Raw genomic sequence first — 18,178 nt, 5'->3', positions numbered from 1 at the left:
TTGTCAGTAGCGCACTCTTTTTAGAGTGCGTTTTCGTTTTTTCTGGATGCAAGATTAAGGAGAGTAAGAATGGAGAACAAAAGGAAGCATGATTTTCAAAGGCAAATGCAAGCACGGCATATAATAATGCTATCGCTTGGCGGGGTGATTGGAACTGGTTTATTCTTAAGTTCAGGTTATACGATTCACCAGGCTGGCCCGTTTGGCACCATCCTTTCGTATCTGATTGGAGCATTAGTGGTTTATCTAGTCATGCTATGTCTAGGTGAACTGGCAGTACATATGCCCGAGACAGGTGCGTTTCATAGCTACGCAGCCAAATACATCGGACCAGGGACAGGGTATACAGTAGCCTGGTTGTATTGGCTAACTTGGACTGTTGCACTAGGTTCGGAATTCACGGCTGCAGGATTGTTGATGCAGAGATGGTTTCCATCAATAAGTGTCTGGATATGGAGTGCTCTATTTGCCATTTTGGTCTTGGCATTAAATGTGTGGACCGTTAAGTTTTTCGCTGAATCCGAATTCTGGTTTGCGTCTATAAAGGTATTTGCTATTGTGATATTTATTATTCTGGGAGCTGCGGCAATGGTAGGTTTTATTCCAATAATTAATTCACAATCTGCTCCGTTATTTTCCAATTTTACAAGTGCAGGTTTATTTCCGAATGGCGCTTTTGCCATTCTAATGACGATGCTCGCAGTGAATTTCGCATTTTCTGGAACTGAATTAATCGGAATTGCAGCTGGAGAAACTGTGAATCCAGAAAAAACGATACCAAAGGCAATCCGTATGACATTATGGAGATTGATTATCTTTTTTGTAGGAACCATCGTTGTATTATCCGCATTATTGCCTATTTCGGATGCAAGTGTATCAGAGAGCCCCTTTGTTACAGTTCTGGAACGGATCGGAGTGCCATATGCAGCGGATATTATGAACTTTGTTATATTAACTGCCATTTTGTCTGCTGCAAACTCAGGACTATATGCCTCATCCAGGATGCTTTGGTCACTTGCAGATAAGAAAACTATATCACCAATATTTGCAAAATTGACAAAACGGGGTGTTCCGGTAAATGCAGTCATTTTCAGTATGGTGGGCGGTGGTTTAGCCCTTTTCTCGAGTATCATTGCACCGGATACTGTATACATAGTGCTTGTATCCATTTCTGGACTAGCCGTGGTTGTAGTTTGGATGAGTATTAGTGCGTCACAGTTTCTATTTCGCAGACGATTTATAAAAGATGGAAATTCAGTAAATGATTTGGCTTATCATACACCATTATATCCACTCGTACCAATCGTTTCTTTTATGCTATGTCTTGCTTCTTGCATCGGAATTGCATTTGATCCTACACAAAGAATTGCACTATATTGTGGCATTCCGTTTATTTTATTTTGCTATGGAAGTTATTATCTGACACAAACTATAAAGAAAAGAGGAGTAGATCATGAAGAATAAAATGAACCCAATTGACGCAATTTTACGAGATCATTCAGTCATGATTTTGGATGGAGCTTTAGCTACAGAGCTTGAAAGGCATGGGTGTGATTTGGACGATCCCCTGTGGTCTGCACGTGTATTACTTGAAAATCCAGAAGTGATTTATCGGGTTCACTATGACTACTTTCGTGCTGGTGCTGACTGTGCGATAACGGCAAGCTACCAAGCAACAGTTGAAGGTTTTGCCCTACGAGGAATACAAGAAAAAGAGGCTTTGGATCTAATCCGGAAAACGGTTTTACTTGCAAGAAAAGCAAGAGATGAATTTTGGAAGGAAGAATATCAAACGATTAGACCTAAACCATTGGTTGCTGCATCAGTTGGACCTTATGGGGCTTATCTTGCAGATGGTTCAGAGTATGTAGGAAACTATGGAGTTTCAGATGAAACTTTAGCGGCATTTCATCGCTCACGAATATCGGCTTTGATTGAAGCAGGAGCTGATATTTTAGCATTTGAAACGATTCCTTCCCTGCAAGAGGCAAAAATATTACATTCATTATTGAAAGATTATCCAGAAGTCTATGCTTGGCTATCCTTTTCGTTGAAAAATGAAAAAGCGATAAGTGACGGTACATTGCTGGAGGAGTGTACGAGATTGTTTGGGGACAGTAAGCAAATTGCAGCAATTGGCATCAACTGTGCTCCTGTTACAGGTATCACGGAGGCCATACAGGTGTTGCGTGCAAACACGCATAAACCGATTATTGTTTATCCGAATTCTGGTGAATCATATAATCCAGAAACTAAAACATGGCATGGCCAAGAATCATGTAACAGTCTCGATTTGAAATCTGAAGAATGGCACCATACTGGGGCACGTTTAATTGGAGGATGTTGCAGAACTGAACCTCATCATATTGCAGACATTTCAAGAAAGTGGCGACCTTCCGTGGTAGTATCCTCCTAGCCCTTTTACTGTTATCAAACTGTTATAAGGTATGTAAGTAGTGGAGAAACCCTTAAATAAAAAGAACAGGAAGCGTCATAATCCGGCGGTTCCTGTTCTTTTTGAGCTCATTATTCTGATTCGAGTGAAAAGGCCGAATTGCTTATTAATTCTTGCCGCTTCAGAAGTTAGTCGCTCGAGAACGGGAGTGAAGGATCGTTTTATGTTGACTCATACCTTTTCTTTTTTTGTCACTAAGCAGTTCGGCTAAAAAAGAATCGTGCTGCAAAAAATAGCGAAAAGAGAAATTAAATCATATTTTTTTCGTGCTGGGGGAAACTATACAAACAATGAAAAGAAAGGAGAGAATGAGTAATGAGTCGTGGTAAAAATTTTAATCACAAAGAAAAAGGACATCCAGGAAATTTACCCAATAATAGAATTAGCGAAGAGAAGGAACACAGCCGCCAGTATGAGCAGATTGAGGATATTGTCACACATGAAGCTTTCAAAAATCGGGAAAAAGAAGATGAGATGCCTTAATATATGGAGATGCAGTATATCTGTTGAGACATTATATTGAGCAATTTTCCATTCCTTTAAAGATTATTAAATTTCGCATTCCAATATAAGAAGCACATGAAATAAAGACTTAACTTCCTCTTCATGTTGCTTCTTGTTCTTGGCTTAATTTTCATTTAGATACGGGGGAAAACCATGAGTTTTGCAATGGTTTTTTCTTTCGTTGCAATAAATCAAGAGGAAAAATCGGAGTTTAAACTTAAATCAATCTTCCCTTGAAGGCAATAGAAGTAAGTAATAGTGGAAAACAGAATAATGATGTTCGATGACATTTAATAAGTTGACTTTCTTCTATATAATAAATAAAACTGAAATTTCTAGTCTTGGGACAGAATTAGAATTCCCAAAGCTACTAAGACAAGTAAAAATATAACTACATATTCTCTTGTCATCCAGAAATGATTATGGGTATCGTCAAACCAGGGCGAACTTAACGATTATTCAAAACCAGGCCGACTTATCCTAACTGTTTAAAAACACTGAAAATTTTCAGGCAAGTTAGATTTTTAAATATAAATCATGCCAGGTAAATCGTGAAAATGAACCTGCTGATGAAATACGGTTCGTTGCCCATATACCAATCATAAGCGCAATGTCTGCTATGTTTCGTTTTGTTTATCGCGATTTATTTCCACTTCTCGTTTAGCTCTAATAAAAGCGATGAATTGAATCGTTTCTTCTTCAGAAAGAGAGATTCCATCGACAGCTAGCTCCATATTTGGTAGATCCGTTAATTCCATGACTTGAGGTGACTCTGTGGAAATATCTTTGGGCAGAAAGGCTGGATAATCCACTCGACCTAGAATGTAATCGGTGGATGTATCATATAAGCCTGCTAATAGTTTAATCGTTTCTAATGAAGGGCGGCGATGGCCCGATTCGTAACCTGCATAGGTACTCTTGGCGATTCCGAGTCTGTCAGCGGTATATTGCAAAGACCACCTTTTGGCCTTCCTTAATGTAGTTAATCTATTTAATATCATTATTGTTACTCTCCTTTTATATAAATCCATTATAACATCTTACTTGAAATTAGTGTACGCGTAATGAATAACTTTAGCTTGATTTCACTCTGAAACATGACTATAATAACATGTGGTGTACGCGTAACATGTACATTTTCAACTAAAATATCCTTTTCTGAGATGATTAGAATGATTGTGAAACAGGAGGCTTTATAGGGGGTAGTATATTGGAGAACTTGAATTCAAAAATGAAGAAGTTGATGTTGTTTACAACAGGTGGTACAATTGCATCGTTAGAAGGAGAAAATGGACTGGTTCCAGAGATGAAAGCTGACGAAATTTTAGGTCACCTACCGGGATTGGATTTACTATGTCAGATTGATAGTAAGCCTTTGATGAATATTGATAGTACAAATATGCAGCCGGAAGATTGGACAGAAATGGCACAATCGATCCATGAGCACTACCATGATTACGATGGCTTTGTGATTACCCATGGAACAGATACAATGGCTTACACTTCAGCTGCGCTCTCATATATGTTACAAGATTTAGGGAAACCAATTGTGATTACAGGTTCTCAAATCCCAATTGCCTTCAAAAAGACAGATGCCAAAAGAAATATCTCTGATGCGATTCGGTTTGCTTGTGAAGATATTGGAGGAGTATATGTTGTTTTTGATGGTAGAGTCATCCAGGGTACTAGGGCCATTAAATTGAGAACGAAAAGCTATGATTCGTTTGAAAGTATTAACTATCCTTATATTGCTTCCATATTCAAAGATAAAATTGAGTATTTAAAGCCAGTTCATTCACCAAAGAAAAAGGAAGCTAAGTTAGATGCTTCCCTATGTACTGATGTTGCTTTGGTTAAGCTGCATCCCGGTATTAAGCCTGAATTCTTTGATTTCCTGAAAAATCAATATCGGGGAATCGTAATTGAAAGTTATGGAAGCGGCGGTATTCCATTTCAAGGAAGAAATATTTTAGAGAAATTGCATGAGTTGGTCGAGTGTGGAATATCCGTAGTCATCACTACCCAATGTTTAGAAGAAGGGGAAGATATGGATATTTACGAAGTGGGACGAAAAGTAAACAAGAATGTCATCATTCGTTCTAGAAATATGAATACAGAAGCCATCGTTCCTAAGTTGATGTGGATATTAGCCAAGACACGGGATCCAAAAAAAGTGAAGGAAATGATGGAAACACCGATTGCAGAGGACATTACATTATAGAACAAACAAAGGGGCAAGAGGAAATGTTGATAGAAGAGAAAACATACCGAATCGAGAAAGACTTTCTTGGGGAAAAGGAAATTCCAGCAGATGTTTATTATGGAATACAAACTCTACGTGCTGTAGAAAATTTTCCGATTACAGGTTACAAAGTCAATGAAGAAATGATTCGTGCACTAGCCATGATTAAAAAAGCAGCCGCTTTAGCAAATATGGATACCAAACGGTTATATGATGGTATTGGAAGCGCTATCGTCAAAGCTTCTGATGAAGTGATCGATGGAAAGTGGCATGAATATTTCATCGTTGATCCAATTCAAGGCGGCGCGGGTACATCGATGAATATGAACATTAATGAAATCGTTGCCAACCGGGCGTTAGAACTTATGGGACACCAAAAAGGTGATTATGTACATGTTAGTCCAAATAGCCATGTTAACATGTCGCAATCAACGAATGACGTATTTCCAACTGCCATTCATTTATCAACACTACGACTTTTGGAGCAATTGTTACAAACAATGACCAAGATGAGTGCGGTTCTAAAGAATAAAGCAAAACAATTTGATCATGTTATCAAAATGGGACGGACACATCTTCAGGACGCAGTGCCAATTCGCCTCGGTCAAGAATTCGAGGCATACAGTCGCGTGTTGGATCGGGATATAAAACGAATCAGTCAATCACGTCAACATTTATATGAAGTGAATATGGGAGCAACAGCAGTGGGAACGGGATTGAACGCAGATCCGCGTTACATTGAAAATGTTGTTAAATATTTAGCTGAAATCAGTAACTTGCCGCTTGTAGGAGCAGAACATTTAGTAGATGCAACCCAAAATACGGATGCATATACTGAAGTGTCAGCTTCATTAAAAGTATGTATGATGAATATGTCTAAAATTGCTAATGATTTACGTTTGATGGCTTCAGGACCAAGAGCGGGATTAGGAGAAATCACACTTCCAGCTCGTCAACCAGGTTCATCGATCATGCCAGGAAAAGTAAATCCAGTAATGCCAGAATTAATTAATCAAGTCGCATTCCAAGTGATCGGGAACGATAATACGATTTGCTTAGCATCAGAAGCAGGGCAACTAGAGTTGAACGTAATGGAGCCAGTACTTGTATTCAATTTATTGCAATCAATCAGCATTATGAACAATGCTTTCAATGTCTTTACAGATTATTGTTTAGAAGGCATTGAAGCTAATGAGCAACATTTAAAAGATTATGTCGAACAAAGTGTTGGAGTGATTACAGCAGTCAATCCGCACCTTGGGTACGAAGTGGTTTCACGTATTGCGCGTGAAGCGATATTAAAAGGCAAATCAGTTCGCGAACTTTGTTTACAATATGATGTGTTGACAGAAGAAGAATTGGATCTGATTCTAAATCCTTATGAGATGACAAAGCCCGGTATAGCGGGAGCTTCTCTTTTTGATCGGCAATAACCAGTATATTAGTAGAAAACATTAATCTATATGATTTTTGATGTAATGACTATGCCTTTAGGACCGTTGGTATAAAGGCATAGTCATTTATTATATACATTCTAAAATGAAATTTCCCTCAAACATCCGTTAACTGCTTGCGGGGACTAAAATAACTGAATATTCAGTTATTTATTGTTGATCTAATCATGGAGGGGTTTAACTATTATAGAAACCCCATCCCCCTTAGAATATATCTAGGGTGAATGGGGAAGCTTGAGCTCAATAATATGCCTGTTTTAGCGCTTTACTACTTCCTGTCCACGAACATTCCAAGTAAATGCAAATACCACTACTGCCAGAACACAAGAAATCGTTATTAATGTAAAACCTGCATCCCAGCCTGCAAAGTCAACTACATATCCCATAATAGCATTAGCCGCTACAGATCCACCTAAATATCCAAATAAGCCAGTCAGTCCTGCTGCAGTGCCTGCAGCTTTTTTAGGAACTAAATCCAGTGCTTGCAGACCTATTAACATTACAGGTCCATATATTAAGAATCCAATCGCAATTAGGGAAATAATATCAATCATTGGGTGGCCTGCAGGGTTAAACCAGTATACAAGGACTGCGATTAATACTCCTAGCATAAAGACAACCCCGGCCGGTCCTCGACGTCCTTTAAAAACTTTATCCGAGATATAACCGCATAATAAAGTTCCCGGAATGCCTGCCCATTCGTATAAGAAATAAGCCGTACTGGACTCATCCATGTTGAAGCCTTTTTCTTCGCTTAAATAGGTTGGTGCCCAATCAAGTACCCCATATCGGACGAAATAAACAAAGATGTTTGCAATCGCAATCGCCCAGACCCATTTGTTATTTAATACATATTTAAATAATATCTCTTTTGTAGTCAATTCTGTTTCAAATGTTTTTTTCATTTTATTTGGAAAATCATTACGATACTCTTCTATCGGTGGTAATCCAACTGATTGTGGTGTATCACGTATTAAGATAAATGAAATGATTGCTATTAATATGGCAACTAGAGCAGGTAGTATAAAAATCCCTTCATAACCTGCATATGAAGAACCCATTAAAGTTGCAAAGATGGAGACACCTGCAATCGCCAATGGTGCCATTAAGCCACCACCCACGTTGTGGGCAACATTCCATATTGCCGTTTTCCCTCCTCTTTCACTCACACTAAACCAGTGAACAAGTACTCGTCCTGATGGAGGCCATCCCATCCCTTGAAACCATCCATTAATGAATAACATGATAAACATAATTGTAACGGATGATGTGAAAAATGGAACAAGACCCATAAGTAAGCTGACGATTCCAGCAAGTATCAAACCTACTGGCAAGAAATACCTTGCATTGCTTCGGTCTGACACAGTTCCCATTACAAACTTACTTATCCCATATGAAATCGAAATGGCTGATAATGCAAGACCTAGCTCTCCAGTTGTAAAGCCCTCCTCCTTTAAATATGGCATCGCCATGGAAAAGTTTTTACGAATTAAATAATACGCTGCATAACCAATGAAGATACCGATGAAAACTTGTAATCTGAGTTTCTTATATTCAGAATCTATTTTTCCTTCAGGTAATCTTTCAACGGGTAGAGCAGGCTTAAATAATTTGAACATCCAATTCCTCCTTAATATGATATTTTTGAACCTAATTAAGTAAAGTATTGATGATGACACATAAAAAAACTCATACCAAAATAGCAACCTTTTTGTTTAAAAGGTCCTATTAAAGCATGAGTCTCCAAATCTCCACCATCGTTAACTTGTAATAATTATACTATCTTCATAAGAAAACGCTGTCAACATTTTTTTGTGCCCATACAAAGTAGGCACCGTCGACATCAAGTTAAGCTAACTAAGTCCTTTTTAGGACCAGTTTTAATCAGGATAAATATTTAATTAAATGTGGCTCTCTTGAATTGGCTTAATCGGATTTTATATTTATTTAAAGGTTTTTTCTGAATGACTGGTATGTGTCCGGAGTTCCAATGAATATTAATAGTAAAGGTAAAACCAAATGGAATGACATACGCAATTTTCATATTTGTTAAGATATTTAAAATAATGTAATTAGTCATTTCCAGGTGGAAAGGGAGGATACCTTTGAAACAAGTGAATCGTTTTATCCAAAGGGTTACATTTCTAATGCTCGCAATTCTCATGTTTAGTGGGCAGGCCGCTTTTGCTTCATCAGATTCATTAACATCACAATCCACGCCAGACCTTTTGATTCGGCAGATCATGGGTTTAGCTTATGAATCCCAGCAAACCATTAACAGTGGCCCATTCTCTGTAGGTGATTCGTTGAAGAAAGTGGAAAAAGCCTGGGGTTCACCGGAAGATTTAAGTACTGTTGCGGCAAATTATTGGTCACATAATGTTCGATTCTTCTATGACGGATCAGCAGGTAGAAAGACGATTACCGCCATTGATGATTTTGATCCGCAATTGCAAACCATTCAATTATCCATGTTGAAGGAATTGATTGGTGAACCTGTAAGTGAAGTGGAGCAAGAAGGAATGTATTATGTCACCTATACCGATTACAAAAATTATAAAGTGGTCTTCGTGTTTGAAAGCGCCTGGATTAACCCAGATCCAAGATTGAAAATGTATACTGTTGAACTTGCGTCAGATTAATAAGTATAACGACAAAAAAGGATCGTCCCTTTATTGCGAGGGGCGATTCTTTGATGGTTGGAGATCTTTCATTAACCATAACTATATAACGTGCTGAGCTGTTATAATCTTTTCATGGTTTATTGTATATAAAACAGCACCACCGGGAAAATTGGGTTAAAAATCTGATCTTACCGTTCTAATCAATATTGTTCAGCCATACATTAAAAAGATGTAAGGAGAATGATTAGGGGGGAACTGCTTTGTCAGAAGGTGTGCATAGTATCATTTTACCTGTTTCAATAAAAACGGTATGGGGATTTGTCAGTGTCATAGATCGTTGGGCACCTCTTGTCCCAGGATATATTAATCATGAGATGATAAATGAGGGGACACTTATTTGGGAGTTTAAAAGCGAATTGGGATTAATGAAGAAGAAAATTAAACTTGAAGTGAATATATTGGAATGGATGGAACCCGATAAGGTAACATTTAAATTAAAGGGAATAAATGAAAAATTTGGCGGACATGGATATTTTTTAGCAGAACAGTGCGGAATTGGGCAGACTAAAATGACTGGCTGTCTGGCGATTACGGCAAAAGGAGCCAAAGCCCCTATCGTCAATGCTTTGTTAAAAACCTACGTTCCCCAAATGACGATCGAATTTTCTGAGGCAGTTGCACAAAGTCTCCTTGTACAAAAATAGACATTACATATTGGAGCTATCATTATTGGATATTGGCACTTGACAATTATACCTTAGTGGTATGTATTATAAATTGTAAGATTTTTATTAAGCAATCATTTCAAACTGAATGGGTTTTATGATGGATGTCTGGATAGGATTCATAAGTAATTGGCAGGGTAGGAGGCCTCACATGGAATATGATAAGCAAGTTAAAAATAGAGTGAAGCGAATTGAAGGACAGCTTCGTGGGATATTGAAAATGATGGAGGAAAACAAAGATTGCAGAGATGTAGTAACGCAGTTATCTGCCACTAGATCTGCCATCGATAGGACAATTGGAGTAATAGTAAGTTCCAATCTTGTAGAATGCGTCAGGGAGGCTAATGAAACCGGAGAAAAGAATCCCGAAGAGCTAGTGAAAGAAGCTGTGAATTTATTAGTGAAAAGCCGGTAAGCAATTATATTTTATTGTTATTGTTGAATTGAAATTTTTAAGGCAATGATTATAAGACGACCTGACCAATCTGAGAATTTTAAGTGTCAGGGGTGGATGGATTTTTTTAAAATGGGCCTCTACAGGAAGAGGTCCATTTTTGTGAATTCTCTGTTTACATTTCTGATAAGCAAATCCTTTGATATAAAGAATTTGCATGGTATCCTTAAAGGGATAAAAATTGAGTGAGGGTATACTATGGAATTTACGCATGTTACATCGGTTTTGCTCGGCCTCGTCATCATTCTAAATATTTTATTTGCCACGGTTGTCATATTTTTTGAAAGAAGGGAAGCGAGCACGACCTGGGCTTGGTTATTGGTGTTATATTTTCTGCCTGTAGTCGGTTTTATTTTATATCTTCTTTTTGGTACGAGTTTAAGACACGCCCACTTATTCCAATGGGAGGACAAGAAGAAAATCGGGATTGAAGAAATCCTTGATAAACAGATGGAAGAGCTTTCAACGGATCATTTTCCTTTTCGAAATGCTTCTTCAAGTAATTACCGTGATTTGATTTATATGCATCTCCGGAACAATGATGCCGTGCTTACTGAAGATAATCAAGTCGATATTTTTACTGAAGGAAAAAATAAGTTTGACCAGCTTTTTAAAGATATTGAAGCGGCCGAAAACCATATACATATACAATACTACATCATTCAAAGGGACGGCCTGGGTAAACGATTCATTGAAGCTTTGACTAAAAAGGCGAATGAAGGCGTCAAAGTTCGGCTGCTTTATGACGAGCTGGGTTCTAGAGGGATGACTAAACGTTTCTTCAGGGAATTTAGGCAGGCTGGAGGAAGAGTGGAGGCATTCTTTCCATCCAAATTAAAATTTATAAACTTACGGCTGAATTTCCGTAACCATCGAAAGCTCGTCATCATAGATGGGGAAATAGGGTATGTTGGAGGCTTTAATGTTGGAGATGAGTATTTAGGACTTAATCCAAAATTCGGTTTTTGGCGTGATACACACCTTCGAATAAAGGGGGCGGCTGTCAAAGCCATTCAAACCCGTTTTATCCTGGATTGGAATCAGGCATCAAAGCACCATGATATAACTTATCAGCCTCATTATTTCCCTATCGTAAAACCTCAAGGCAATATAGATATGCAAATAGTGACAAGTGGGCCGGATTCTGAATGGGAACAAATTAAAAATGGCTATATTAAATTAATTTCTTCAGCAAAGAAATCGATTCTCATTCAAACACCTTACTTTATACCGGATGCAAGTTTATTGGATGCACTCCGAATTGCCAGCTTATCAGGGTTAGATGTGAAAATCATGATTCCCAATAAACCTGATCACCTTTTCGTTTATTGGGCAACAACTTTCAATGCAGGGCAGTTATTAAGAGCGGGAGCAAAGATATACATCTATGATAACGGCTTTATTCATGCGAAGATGATCGTGGTGGATGAAGAGGTCTCCTCGGTGGGAACAGCTAACATTGATGTCCGAAGTTTTAAACTGAACTTTGAAGTCAATGCCTTCATTTATGATGAAGGAATGGCCGAAACACTGACAAGGATTTTTTATAAGGATGTCGAAGTATGCAGACAACTTACAATTGAAGATTTTGAAAAGCGTTCAAAATGGATTCGTTTTAAAGAGTCCATTGCAAGGCTGGTATCACCCATATTATAATTTTAAAAATAAGCGGACCATTACTATATGGGCCGCGCAGACTGTAGACAAATTCGAAGTAAGCGAGTTTGACTGCAGTTTTTTTCTTTGAAAAGGTTTCCGGTGTTTTCAAATCCGCTCCCTTTCCGCCGACTGTCTGCCAAACTCCTAGCCGACAGCGCCTCCGGCGTCTCGGCTAGCCAGTTATTATGCAGGAGTGTCGCAAATTTCTTCAATCCAATGTTGATTTCATTAAACAGTAAAAAATCATAAAGTATAACCTAGTCTTGTTTTATAATCATGGTTCGGGGTGAGGCCATTCCGAACTCCGTTTTGGTACAATAGTTTATATCCGTAAAAGGGGGAAAGGCCGTGAAAACGTTTATAATCACAGGAGCTTCAAAAGGTTTAGGTGCTGCCATCGCCAAAGGATGTTTGCAGACAAGTGATCATTGCATTTTAGTTTCCCGTACAACCCATCCTGAAATGCAGAACATGGCTGACCAATCCGGGACGAAACTTACATTTATTTCGATGGACTTGAATGAAACTGAAAAGTTACCTTCCTTAGTCAATGAAATTCTTGCTGCTGTCGATGAAACAAGTGACATTTACTTCATTAATAATGCAGGTGTCATTGAACCGATAAAGCCGGTAGGAAACCTTGGTATGGTAAATTTGGAAACAAGCATGCGGGTGAATTTCATGGCACCTATCGTATTGGCTGATGAATTCGTTAAACAGACAAAGGACTGGAACAGAAAGAAGGTAATGGTCAACATATCTTCAGGTGCAGCAAAAAAACCTTATCATGGCTGGGCAGCCTATTGCAGCACTAAGGCGGGGCTAGAAATGTTCACACGGGTTGCAGGGTTGGAACAGGATAAAACGTCTTTCCCTACGTCCCTCATATCTTTTTCACCAGGTGTAATGGATACGGAGATGCAAGGAACAATCCGGTCTGCAGAAGAACGGGACTTTTCCAATCGAGACAAATTTCATGAATATAAAGAGAAGGGCATGTTAAGAAGCCCCGAATTTGTGGCAGATAAACTTTTACAGCTTCTTGAAGCGGAAGATTTGGAGAATGGGAAGTTCTACGATATTAAGAATTTACTTTGATGCATAGGAGTATGTGAAACGAAAAATCAACTGATGGCATATAGCGTGGGGTTGTCCCTTTGGGCAGCCTCTTTTTTTAGTTATCCTTATACCATTTAAAATAACGTCTAAAAAACCAGGATATCATCATTAGGAAATGTGATAATTCGTTCTATCCAATAACCTGAATAACATAAACTTTTTTGGAGGGAGTTTGGAGGGTTTTGAATGACGATCATTATTGTGAAAAAAGGTGACAGTCTTTGGGAAATTGCCACGAAAAATAAAGTTGACCCATCGAGGATAATTGAAGTCAACGGATTGGAATCAACAGCTTTGGTCCCTGGCCTGGCATTGTATTTACCTGATGAAAAAGCGGTGAATCGAAGGTATATAATTAAAAGTCAGGATACCCTCACTGGAATTGGCAGTCGTTTTGGAACGAGTGCAGCGGCAATCATGGAGGCAAATCCAGGAATCGTTGCAAACTCGCTAATAGTCGGAACGGAACTATTGATTCCGTCTCATTACAAAAATCAATTGATTACGCTGGGTTTTGCCTTCCCGACTTCAGGTGGAGTAGTATTTGAAACTCTTGAGGAGAATGGTGATAAATTATCCTATTTAGCCATCGTAGCTTATTCGTTTACAAAGGAAGGAAATGCATACGTTGATGGTGATGATCTCCCACTTATCGCGAAATGCGAGCAGACCGGGGTGAAGCCGCTATTGATGATCCGGAACTTTCAAGGTGGTGATTTTGATGCTGATTTGGCGGGTGATGTCCTTGCTAGTTCAGTATACAGAGCGAATTTAATCAATAGTATGCTGAATTTCGTTAAAGAGAAAGGCTATGGGGGTGTCAGTATGGACATCGAATTCATCCCACCTGCCAGGCGTTCCGATTATGTGCTTTTTTTAAAAGAATTAAAGGAGGGGTTGAACGAACTGATCCTGCATGTGAACGTACATGCAAAAACAGCGGATAATCCTGATAATCGAATTGTAGGCGGCCATGATTATCGGGGGATCGGAGAGGCAGCCGACCTTGTTGCCGTGATGACCATTGATTATGGGTATCCAACTGGACCGCCTGAACCCATTTCCCCACTTTGGTGGATGGGCGAGGTTCTTCGTTATGCTTTGTCGAATATACCTGAGTATAAACTGCAGTCGGCATTTCCAATGTATGGATACGATTGGATAGTACCAAGCCACGAGACGAAAGCTTTATCAGCTAAAAATGCCCAAAATCTTGCCATTGCAACTGGCGCTGAAATAACTTTTGACACCTCAGCGGCTTCACCTACCTATTCTTATCGAAGTGAGAATTCGAACCATGTCGTTTGGTTTGAAGATATTCGATCGATAAGCGCAAAATATGAAATGATTGATGCATATGAACTGATAGGTGCAACTTATTGGCAGATTGGTTTGGAATTCCCGCAGAATTGGGTGTTTATAGATAAGAATATCTGGATTATCAAATAGAATGAATGGGTGCAGGCGGTGAAAAGAAGTGTGATATATTTTTTTCCCTCGTTTGGTTGTGCAACTTTTATCAGGGGCAAGCCAATCACACCGAGCAAGATTTTAAAGAGAGACAATATTGTTCGACGGGCCTTGAAACCATAAAAAAGGAGCCATGGAAAACCAAGGCTCCTTTTTTATGGTGAATCGAAAGAAGTGCATCATCTAGGAATATTAGATGACTGACTTGACAGTGATTGATCAGATTTTTTCCCTTGTAAGTCGTTCCTTTTAAAAGTTGCATAAAGAAAGGCAAGGAAAATCAGGGTGGAAGAAAATTGGAACGTTGTTTTGACACTGTATGTTTCCATTATATAGCCTAATAGTAAGACAGAGCCGGCAAATGTAAGATTGATGACAGCTCCCCAAACGGCATAAATTTTTGCAAGTGTCTTTTCCGAAGCATGGTCTTGGAATAGCTTGGTGTAGATCACTTCGCGGATTTGTTCTGGGAGGCCGTACAAGCATGCCAGCAGCAAAGCCAAAGCTGGAATACTGGTAGTTCCAAAAAGCAGGATCAGCAGTGAACTGAGAAATAGCCCGAAAGTGATGAAGAATCCAATATATTTTTCTAGTAACTTGGCAAAACGGATGACGATCAACCCACTGAAAATCATGCCGACAAAGTAGCTCGTGTTAATATATCCCCACCACTCCTCACCAAGTTGCAGGTTCTGTTCCACATATATATAGATAACAGCAGCCACCCACACGCTTGAAGCTAAAGTAGTTATAAAATCAATGGAAATGAGGGTACGGATAGTTGGGATTTGGCGAATCGCAACCCATCCGGATTTAATCGAACCCCAGTTTGACGGAGCAACAGAGTCCGTCGTTTGTTCTGATATTTCGATTCTCATTGTATAGATTGTTGAAACGGCAAAAAGCATGACCGTAAGCCAAATAATGAAACTGCTGTTGGTACTTATCAATAAGACGGAACCTAGTGGCCATCCTGCTACAAAGATGGTCTGGGTGATCACATTCAAGAAACCATTCGCTTTCATCCGTTCTTCTATTGGTACTAATTGAGGAACCAAAGCTGCGCTGACCGGGGCAGCGACTCCATCCAATAATGAAATCAAGGCAATGAAGAAAATGACGGCTACAGAAAAACCATAATTGAAACTTGTTATATAGATTCCTAGGCAAACGAGTAAGATAGTTTTCCACCATTGAGATTGTACAAGGATTCTTTTTAAAGGAAACCTGTCGATGACAAGGGGGGCAAGTAAACTGCTGATAAACCGAAAAATCGTTGTAGTGAACGGAAGCAAACTCAAATAAAAGGCAGATCCCGTCAAGGTATATAATAGTGAAATCAACCCGACTACATAAAATATATCCCCTAGATTTGCAAACGCCTGACCGATCCAAAGGCATCGAAAAGATGTATTTTTCATGAATACCATCCTTTTACGAAAATAAAGTTCATGGATATTAAGAATGGTTATTTTTTTACACTGGATTCACTCCTTAATTTAATAGATTGCAAGAGCCGGGTTGGGCTGATGTATATAGATGATTTTACCATAATATGAACATGGGGGTTCTGAAATGCTTGCTGAATATTGAATATGGAATTATACTCCTTAATATATGTAAAAAAGGAGAAAAATTTGATGATTCGACGTTTTGCTTCATATTACCTGCCGCATAAGCGGTTATTCATTATTGATTTCTTCAGTGCAGTGGTCGTGGCTGTACTTGAACTTGCATTTCCGCTAGCTGTTCAGTGGTTTATAGATACACTGCTGCCTGGCGACGATTGGTCTGCAATTGTTTCGGTAAGTGTCGGTTTGTTCCTCCTTTATATAATTAGTACCTTCTTACAGTTTATCGTGGGGTATTGGGGTCACAAATTGGGTATCAATATCGAGACTGATATGCGTGAAGAATTATTTGAGCATGTGCAAAAACAATCTTTTCGTTTTTTTGATAACACGAAAACCGGCCATATTATGAGTCGCATAACCAATGATCTGTTCGATATTGGTGAACTTGCTCACCATGGTCCCGAAGATTTATTCATTGCCTTTATGACTTTTATAGGCGCATTTTGGATTATGTTGACAATCAATGTGAAACTGGCACTCATATCGGTTTGTATTTTACCGTTCCTCGTTTTATTAATTGTCATAAGTAATTTAAAGATGAATAAAGCCTGGAAGAAAATGTATACAGAAGTTGCAGATGTAAATGCGCGTGTGGAAGATAGTGTCTCAGGCGTGAGGGTTGTCCAATCCTTTACTAATGAAACATATGAAATGAAAAGATTTTCTACGAATAATCGCAGATTCCGTAAAGCGAAACTTCTTGGATATAAGGTAATGTCCTTTAGCCTTTCAGGCATTTACATGATGACGAGGTTTATGACCCTTGCCGTGTTGGTGATGGGAGCTTGGCTAACTTTTCATGGGCAGCTATCTTATGGTGAACTGGTTGCATTCGTCTTATACGTTAACGTATTATTTAAGCCGATCGATAAAATCAGTGCGTTGATGGAACTCTATCCAAAAGGAATGGCCGGCTTTAAACGTTTTACGGAACTTCTAGATGTCGCACCTGATGTCGTGGATAAAAAGGATGCAATAGCGGTAAGTACCCTTTTAGGTGATATTTCCTTTAAAGACGTTTCTTTTAACTATGAAGACAAAAAGCCGGTTTTAAAAGGTATTGATCTTACTATTAATGCGGGTGAAACTATCGCTTTTGTCGGGCCTTCAGGAGCAGGGAAAACGACCATATGTTCATTGATTCCACGTTTTTATGACGTTAATGCCGGTACAATTTCCATTGATGGAATAGATATTCGTGAGATGACGAAAAAGTCATTGCGTTCACAAATTGGCATTGTCCAGCAGGACGTGTTTCTTTTCACAGGAACTGTAAAAGAGAACATTGCGTACGGAATGCTTGACGCATCGGATGAACAAATTCTGGAAGCCGCAAGGAAAGCCCATTTAGAAACTTTCATTGAAGGACTTCCAGAGGGTTATGAAACTCAAATAGGTGAACGCGGCTTGAAATTATCGGGGGGACAAAAACAACGAATTGCAATAGCAAGGATGTTTTTGAAGAATCCGCCAATATTAATTCTCGATGAGGCAACCTCTGCACTCGATACTGAGACGGAAAGAATAATTCAGCAGGCTCTTACTGAACTAGCTGAAAATAGAACTACGTTAATCATCGCACATCGATTGGCAACTATTCGAAACGCTGATAAGATCGTGGTTGTTACGGAAGAAGGAATTGCTGAAGAGGGCGGTCACGATGACTTACTTAAGCAGGGGGGCATTTTTGCCAATCTGCATCAATTACAATTCCAAAAATGATAAAAAGCTATATGTCCTCACAAGGACATATAGCTTTTTTAATAGAATGGAGTGAGTTCAATCAATAATGATTTCGTATAATTTCAAAAAATGACATTAAAAAGGGTAACAAACAT

15 protein-coding genes are annotated in these 18,178 nt (G+C 38.9%); 12 read left to right on the top strand and 3 right to left on the bottom strand.

Annotated elements, in window-relative coordinates:
- The first annotated feature begins 69 nt into the window (after window positions 1-69).
- The 3 genes from mmuP (at window position 70) to NYE63_RS15425 (ending at window position 2,938) form a co-directional block, all read left to right on the top strand.
- On the top strand, window positions 70-1,464 hold the full coding sequence (mmuP, locus tag NYE63_RS15435; RefSeq protein ID WP_342601763.1) for an S-methylmethionine permease: 1,395 nt from the start codon (window positions 70-72) through the stop codon (window positions 1,462-1,464).
- On the top strand, window positions 1,454-2,416 hold the full coding sequence (gene mmuM / locus NYE63_RS15430) for a homocysteine S-methyltransferase (protein WP_342601762.1): 963 nt from the start codon (window positions 1,454-1,456) through the stop codon (window positions 2,414-2,416). The genes mmuP and mmuM overlap by 11 nt, the downstream gene beginning before the upstream one ends.
- Window positions 2,417-2,770: 354 nt before the next feature.
- On the top strand, window positions 2,771-2,938 hold the full coding sequence (locus NYE63_RS15425; protein WP_162878727.1) for a hypothetical protein: 168 nt from the start codon (window positions 2,771-2,773) through the stop codon (window positions 2,936-2,938).
- 638 nt (window positions 2,939-3,576) lie between these two features.
- Here NYE63_RS15425 and NYE63_RS15420 read toward each other — a convergent pair.
- Window positions 3,577-3,960: a helix-turn-helix transcriptional regulator gene (locus NYE63_RS15420; RefSeq protein WP_063234502.1), complete on the bottom strand. Its 384-nt coding sequence runs from the start codon at window positions 3,958-3,960 to the stop codon at window positions 3,577-3,579.
- 230 nt (window positions 3,961-4,190) lie between these two features.
- Between NYE63_RS15420 and NYE63_RS15415 the strand changes: the two genes are divergently transcribed.
- A complete protein-coding gene (locus NYE63_RS15415) occupies window positions 4,191-5,180 on the top strand; it encodes an asparaginase (RefSeq protein WP_342605780.1) in 990 nt (329 codons plus the stop codon).
- Between the two features lie 23 nt (window positions 5,181-5,203).
- The gene (gene aspA, locus NYE63_RS15410) at window positions 5,204-6,634 is read left to right on the top strand and encodes an aspartate ammonia-lyase (protein ID WP_342601761.1); all 1,431 of its coding nucleotides are present in this window, start codon (window positions 5,204-5,206) and stop codon (window positions 6,632-6,634) included.
- A 278-nt stretch (window positions 6,635-6,912) separates the two neighbouring features.
- On the opposite strand, the gene glpT is transcribed toward aspA, so the two are convergent.
- Window positions 6,913-8,274 (bottom strand): glycerol-3-phosphate transporter, encoded by a 1,362-nt coding sequence (gene glpT / locus NYE63_RS15405; RefSeq protein ID WP_342601760.1) that lies wholly within the window; start codon window positions 8,272-8,274, stop codon window positions 6,913-6,915.
- Window positions 8,275-8,769: 495 nt separating this feature from the next.
- Here glpT and NYE63_RS15400 point away from each other — a divergent pair, with 495 nt between their 5' ends.
- The 6 genes from NYE63_RS15400 (at window position 8,770) to NYE63_RS15375 (ending at window position 14,685) form a co-directional block, all read left to right on the top strand.
- Entirely contained in the window at window positions 8,770-9,297 is a 528-nt protein-coding gene (locus NYE63_RS15400) for a DUF4309 domain-containing protein (protein WP_342605779.1), read from the top strand.
- 242 nt (window positions 9,298-9,539) lie between these two features.
- The gene (locus NYE63_RS15395) at window positions 9,540-9,983 is read left to right on the top strand and encodes an SRPBCC family protein (RefSeq protein WP_342601759.1); all 444 of its coding nucleotides are present in this window, start codon (window positions 9,540-9,542) and stop codon (window positions 9,981-9,983) included.
- Between the two features lie 172 nt (window positions 9,984-10,155).
- Window positions 10,156-10,419 carry a metal-sensitive transcriptional regulator gene (locus tag NYE63_RS15390; RefSeq protein WP_283896419.1) on the top strand — a complete coding sequence of 88 codons (264 nt, stop codon included), beginning with the start codon at window positions 10,156-10,158 and terminating at the stop codon, window positions 10,417-10,419.
- A gap of 237 nt (window positions 10,420-10,656) precedes the next feature.
- Window positions 10,657-12,114 carry a cardiolipin synthase gene (gene cls, locus NYE63_RS15385; RefSeq protein ID WP_342601758.1) on the top strand — a complete coding sequence of 486 codons (1,458 nt, stop codon included), beginning with the start codon at window positions 10,657-10,659 and terminating at the stop codon, window positions 12,112-12,114.
- A 351-nt stretch (window positions 12,115-12,465) separates the two neighbouring features.
- The gene (locus tag NYE63_RS15380) at window positions 12,466-13,215 is read left to right on the top strand and encodes a (S)-benzoin forming benzil reductase (RefSeq protein ID WP_342601757.1); all 750 of its coding nucleotides are present in this window, start codon (window positions 12,466-12,468) and stop codon (window positions 13,213-13,215) included.
- Between the two features lie 207 nt (window positions 13,216-13,422).
- Window positions 13,423-14,685, top strand: a complete 1,263-nt coding sequence (locus tag NYE63_RS15375; RefSeq protein ID WP_342601756.1) for a glycosyl hydrolase family 18 protein — start codon at window positions 13,423-13,425, stop codon at window positions 14,683-14,685.
- A 200-nt stretch (window positions 14,686-14,885) separates the two neighbouring features.
- Here NYE63_RS15375 and NYE63_RS15370 read toward each other — a convergent pair whose 3' ends face one another.
- Window positions 14,886-16,127 carry an MFS transporter gene (locus NYE63_RS15370; protein ID WP_342601755.1) on the bottom strand — a complete coding sequence of 414 codons (1,242 nt, stop codon included), beginning with the start codon at window positions 16,125-16,127 and terminating at the stop codon, window positions 14,886-14,888.
- 219 nt (window positions 16,128-16,346) lie between these two features.
- Here NYE63_RS15370 and NYE63_RS15365 point away from each other — a divergent pair, with 219 nt between their 5' ends.
- Window positions 16,347-18,062, top strand: a complete 1,716-nt coding sequence (locus NYE63_RS15365; protein WP_342601754.1) for an ABC transporter ATP-binding protein — start codon at window positions 16,347-16,349, stop codon at window positions 18,060-18,062.
- Window positions 18,063-18,178: the final 116 nt, after the last annotated feature.

Source organism: Peribacillus sp. FSL E2-0159 (assembly GCF_038643155.1).
In the GTDB taxonomy this organism is placed as follows: domain Bacteria; phylum Bacillota; class Bacilli; order Bacillales; family DSM-1321; genus Peribacillus; species Peribacillus simplex.
This window is presented reverse-complemented; position numbering and strand designations above follow the sequence as displayed.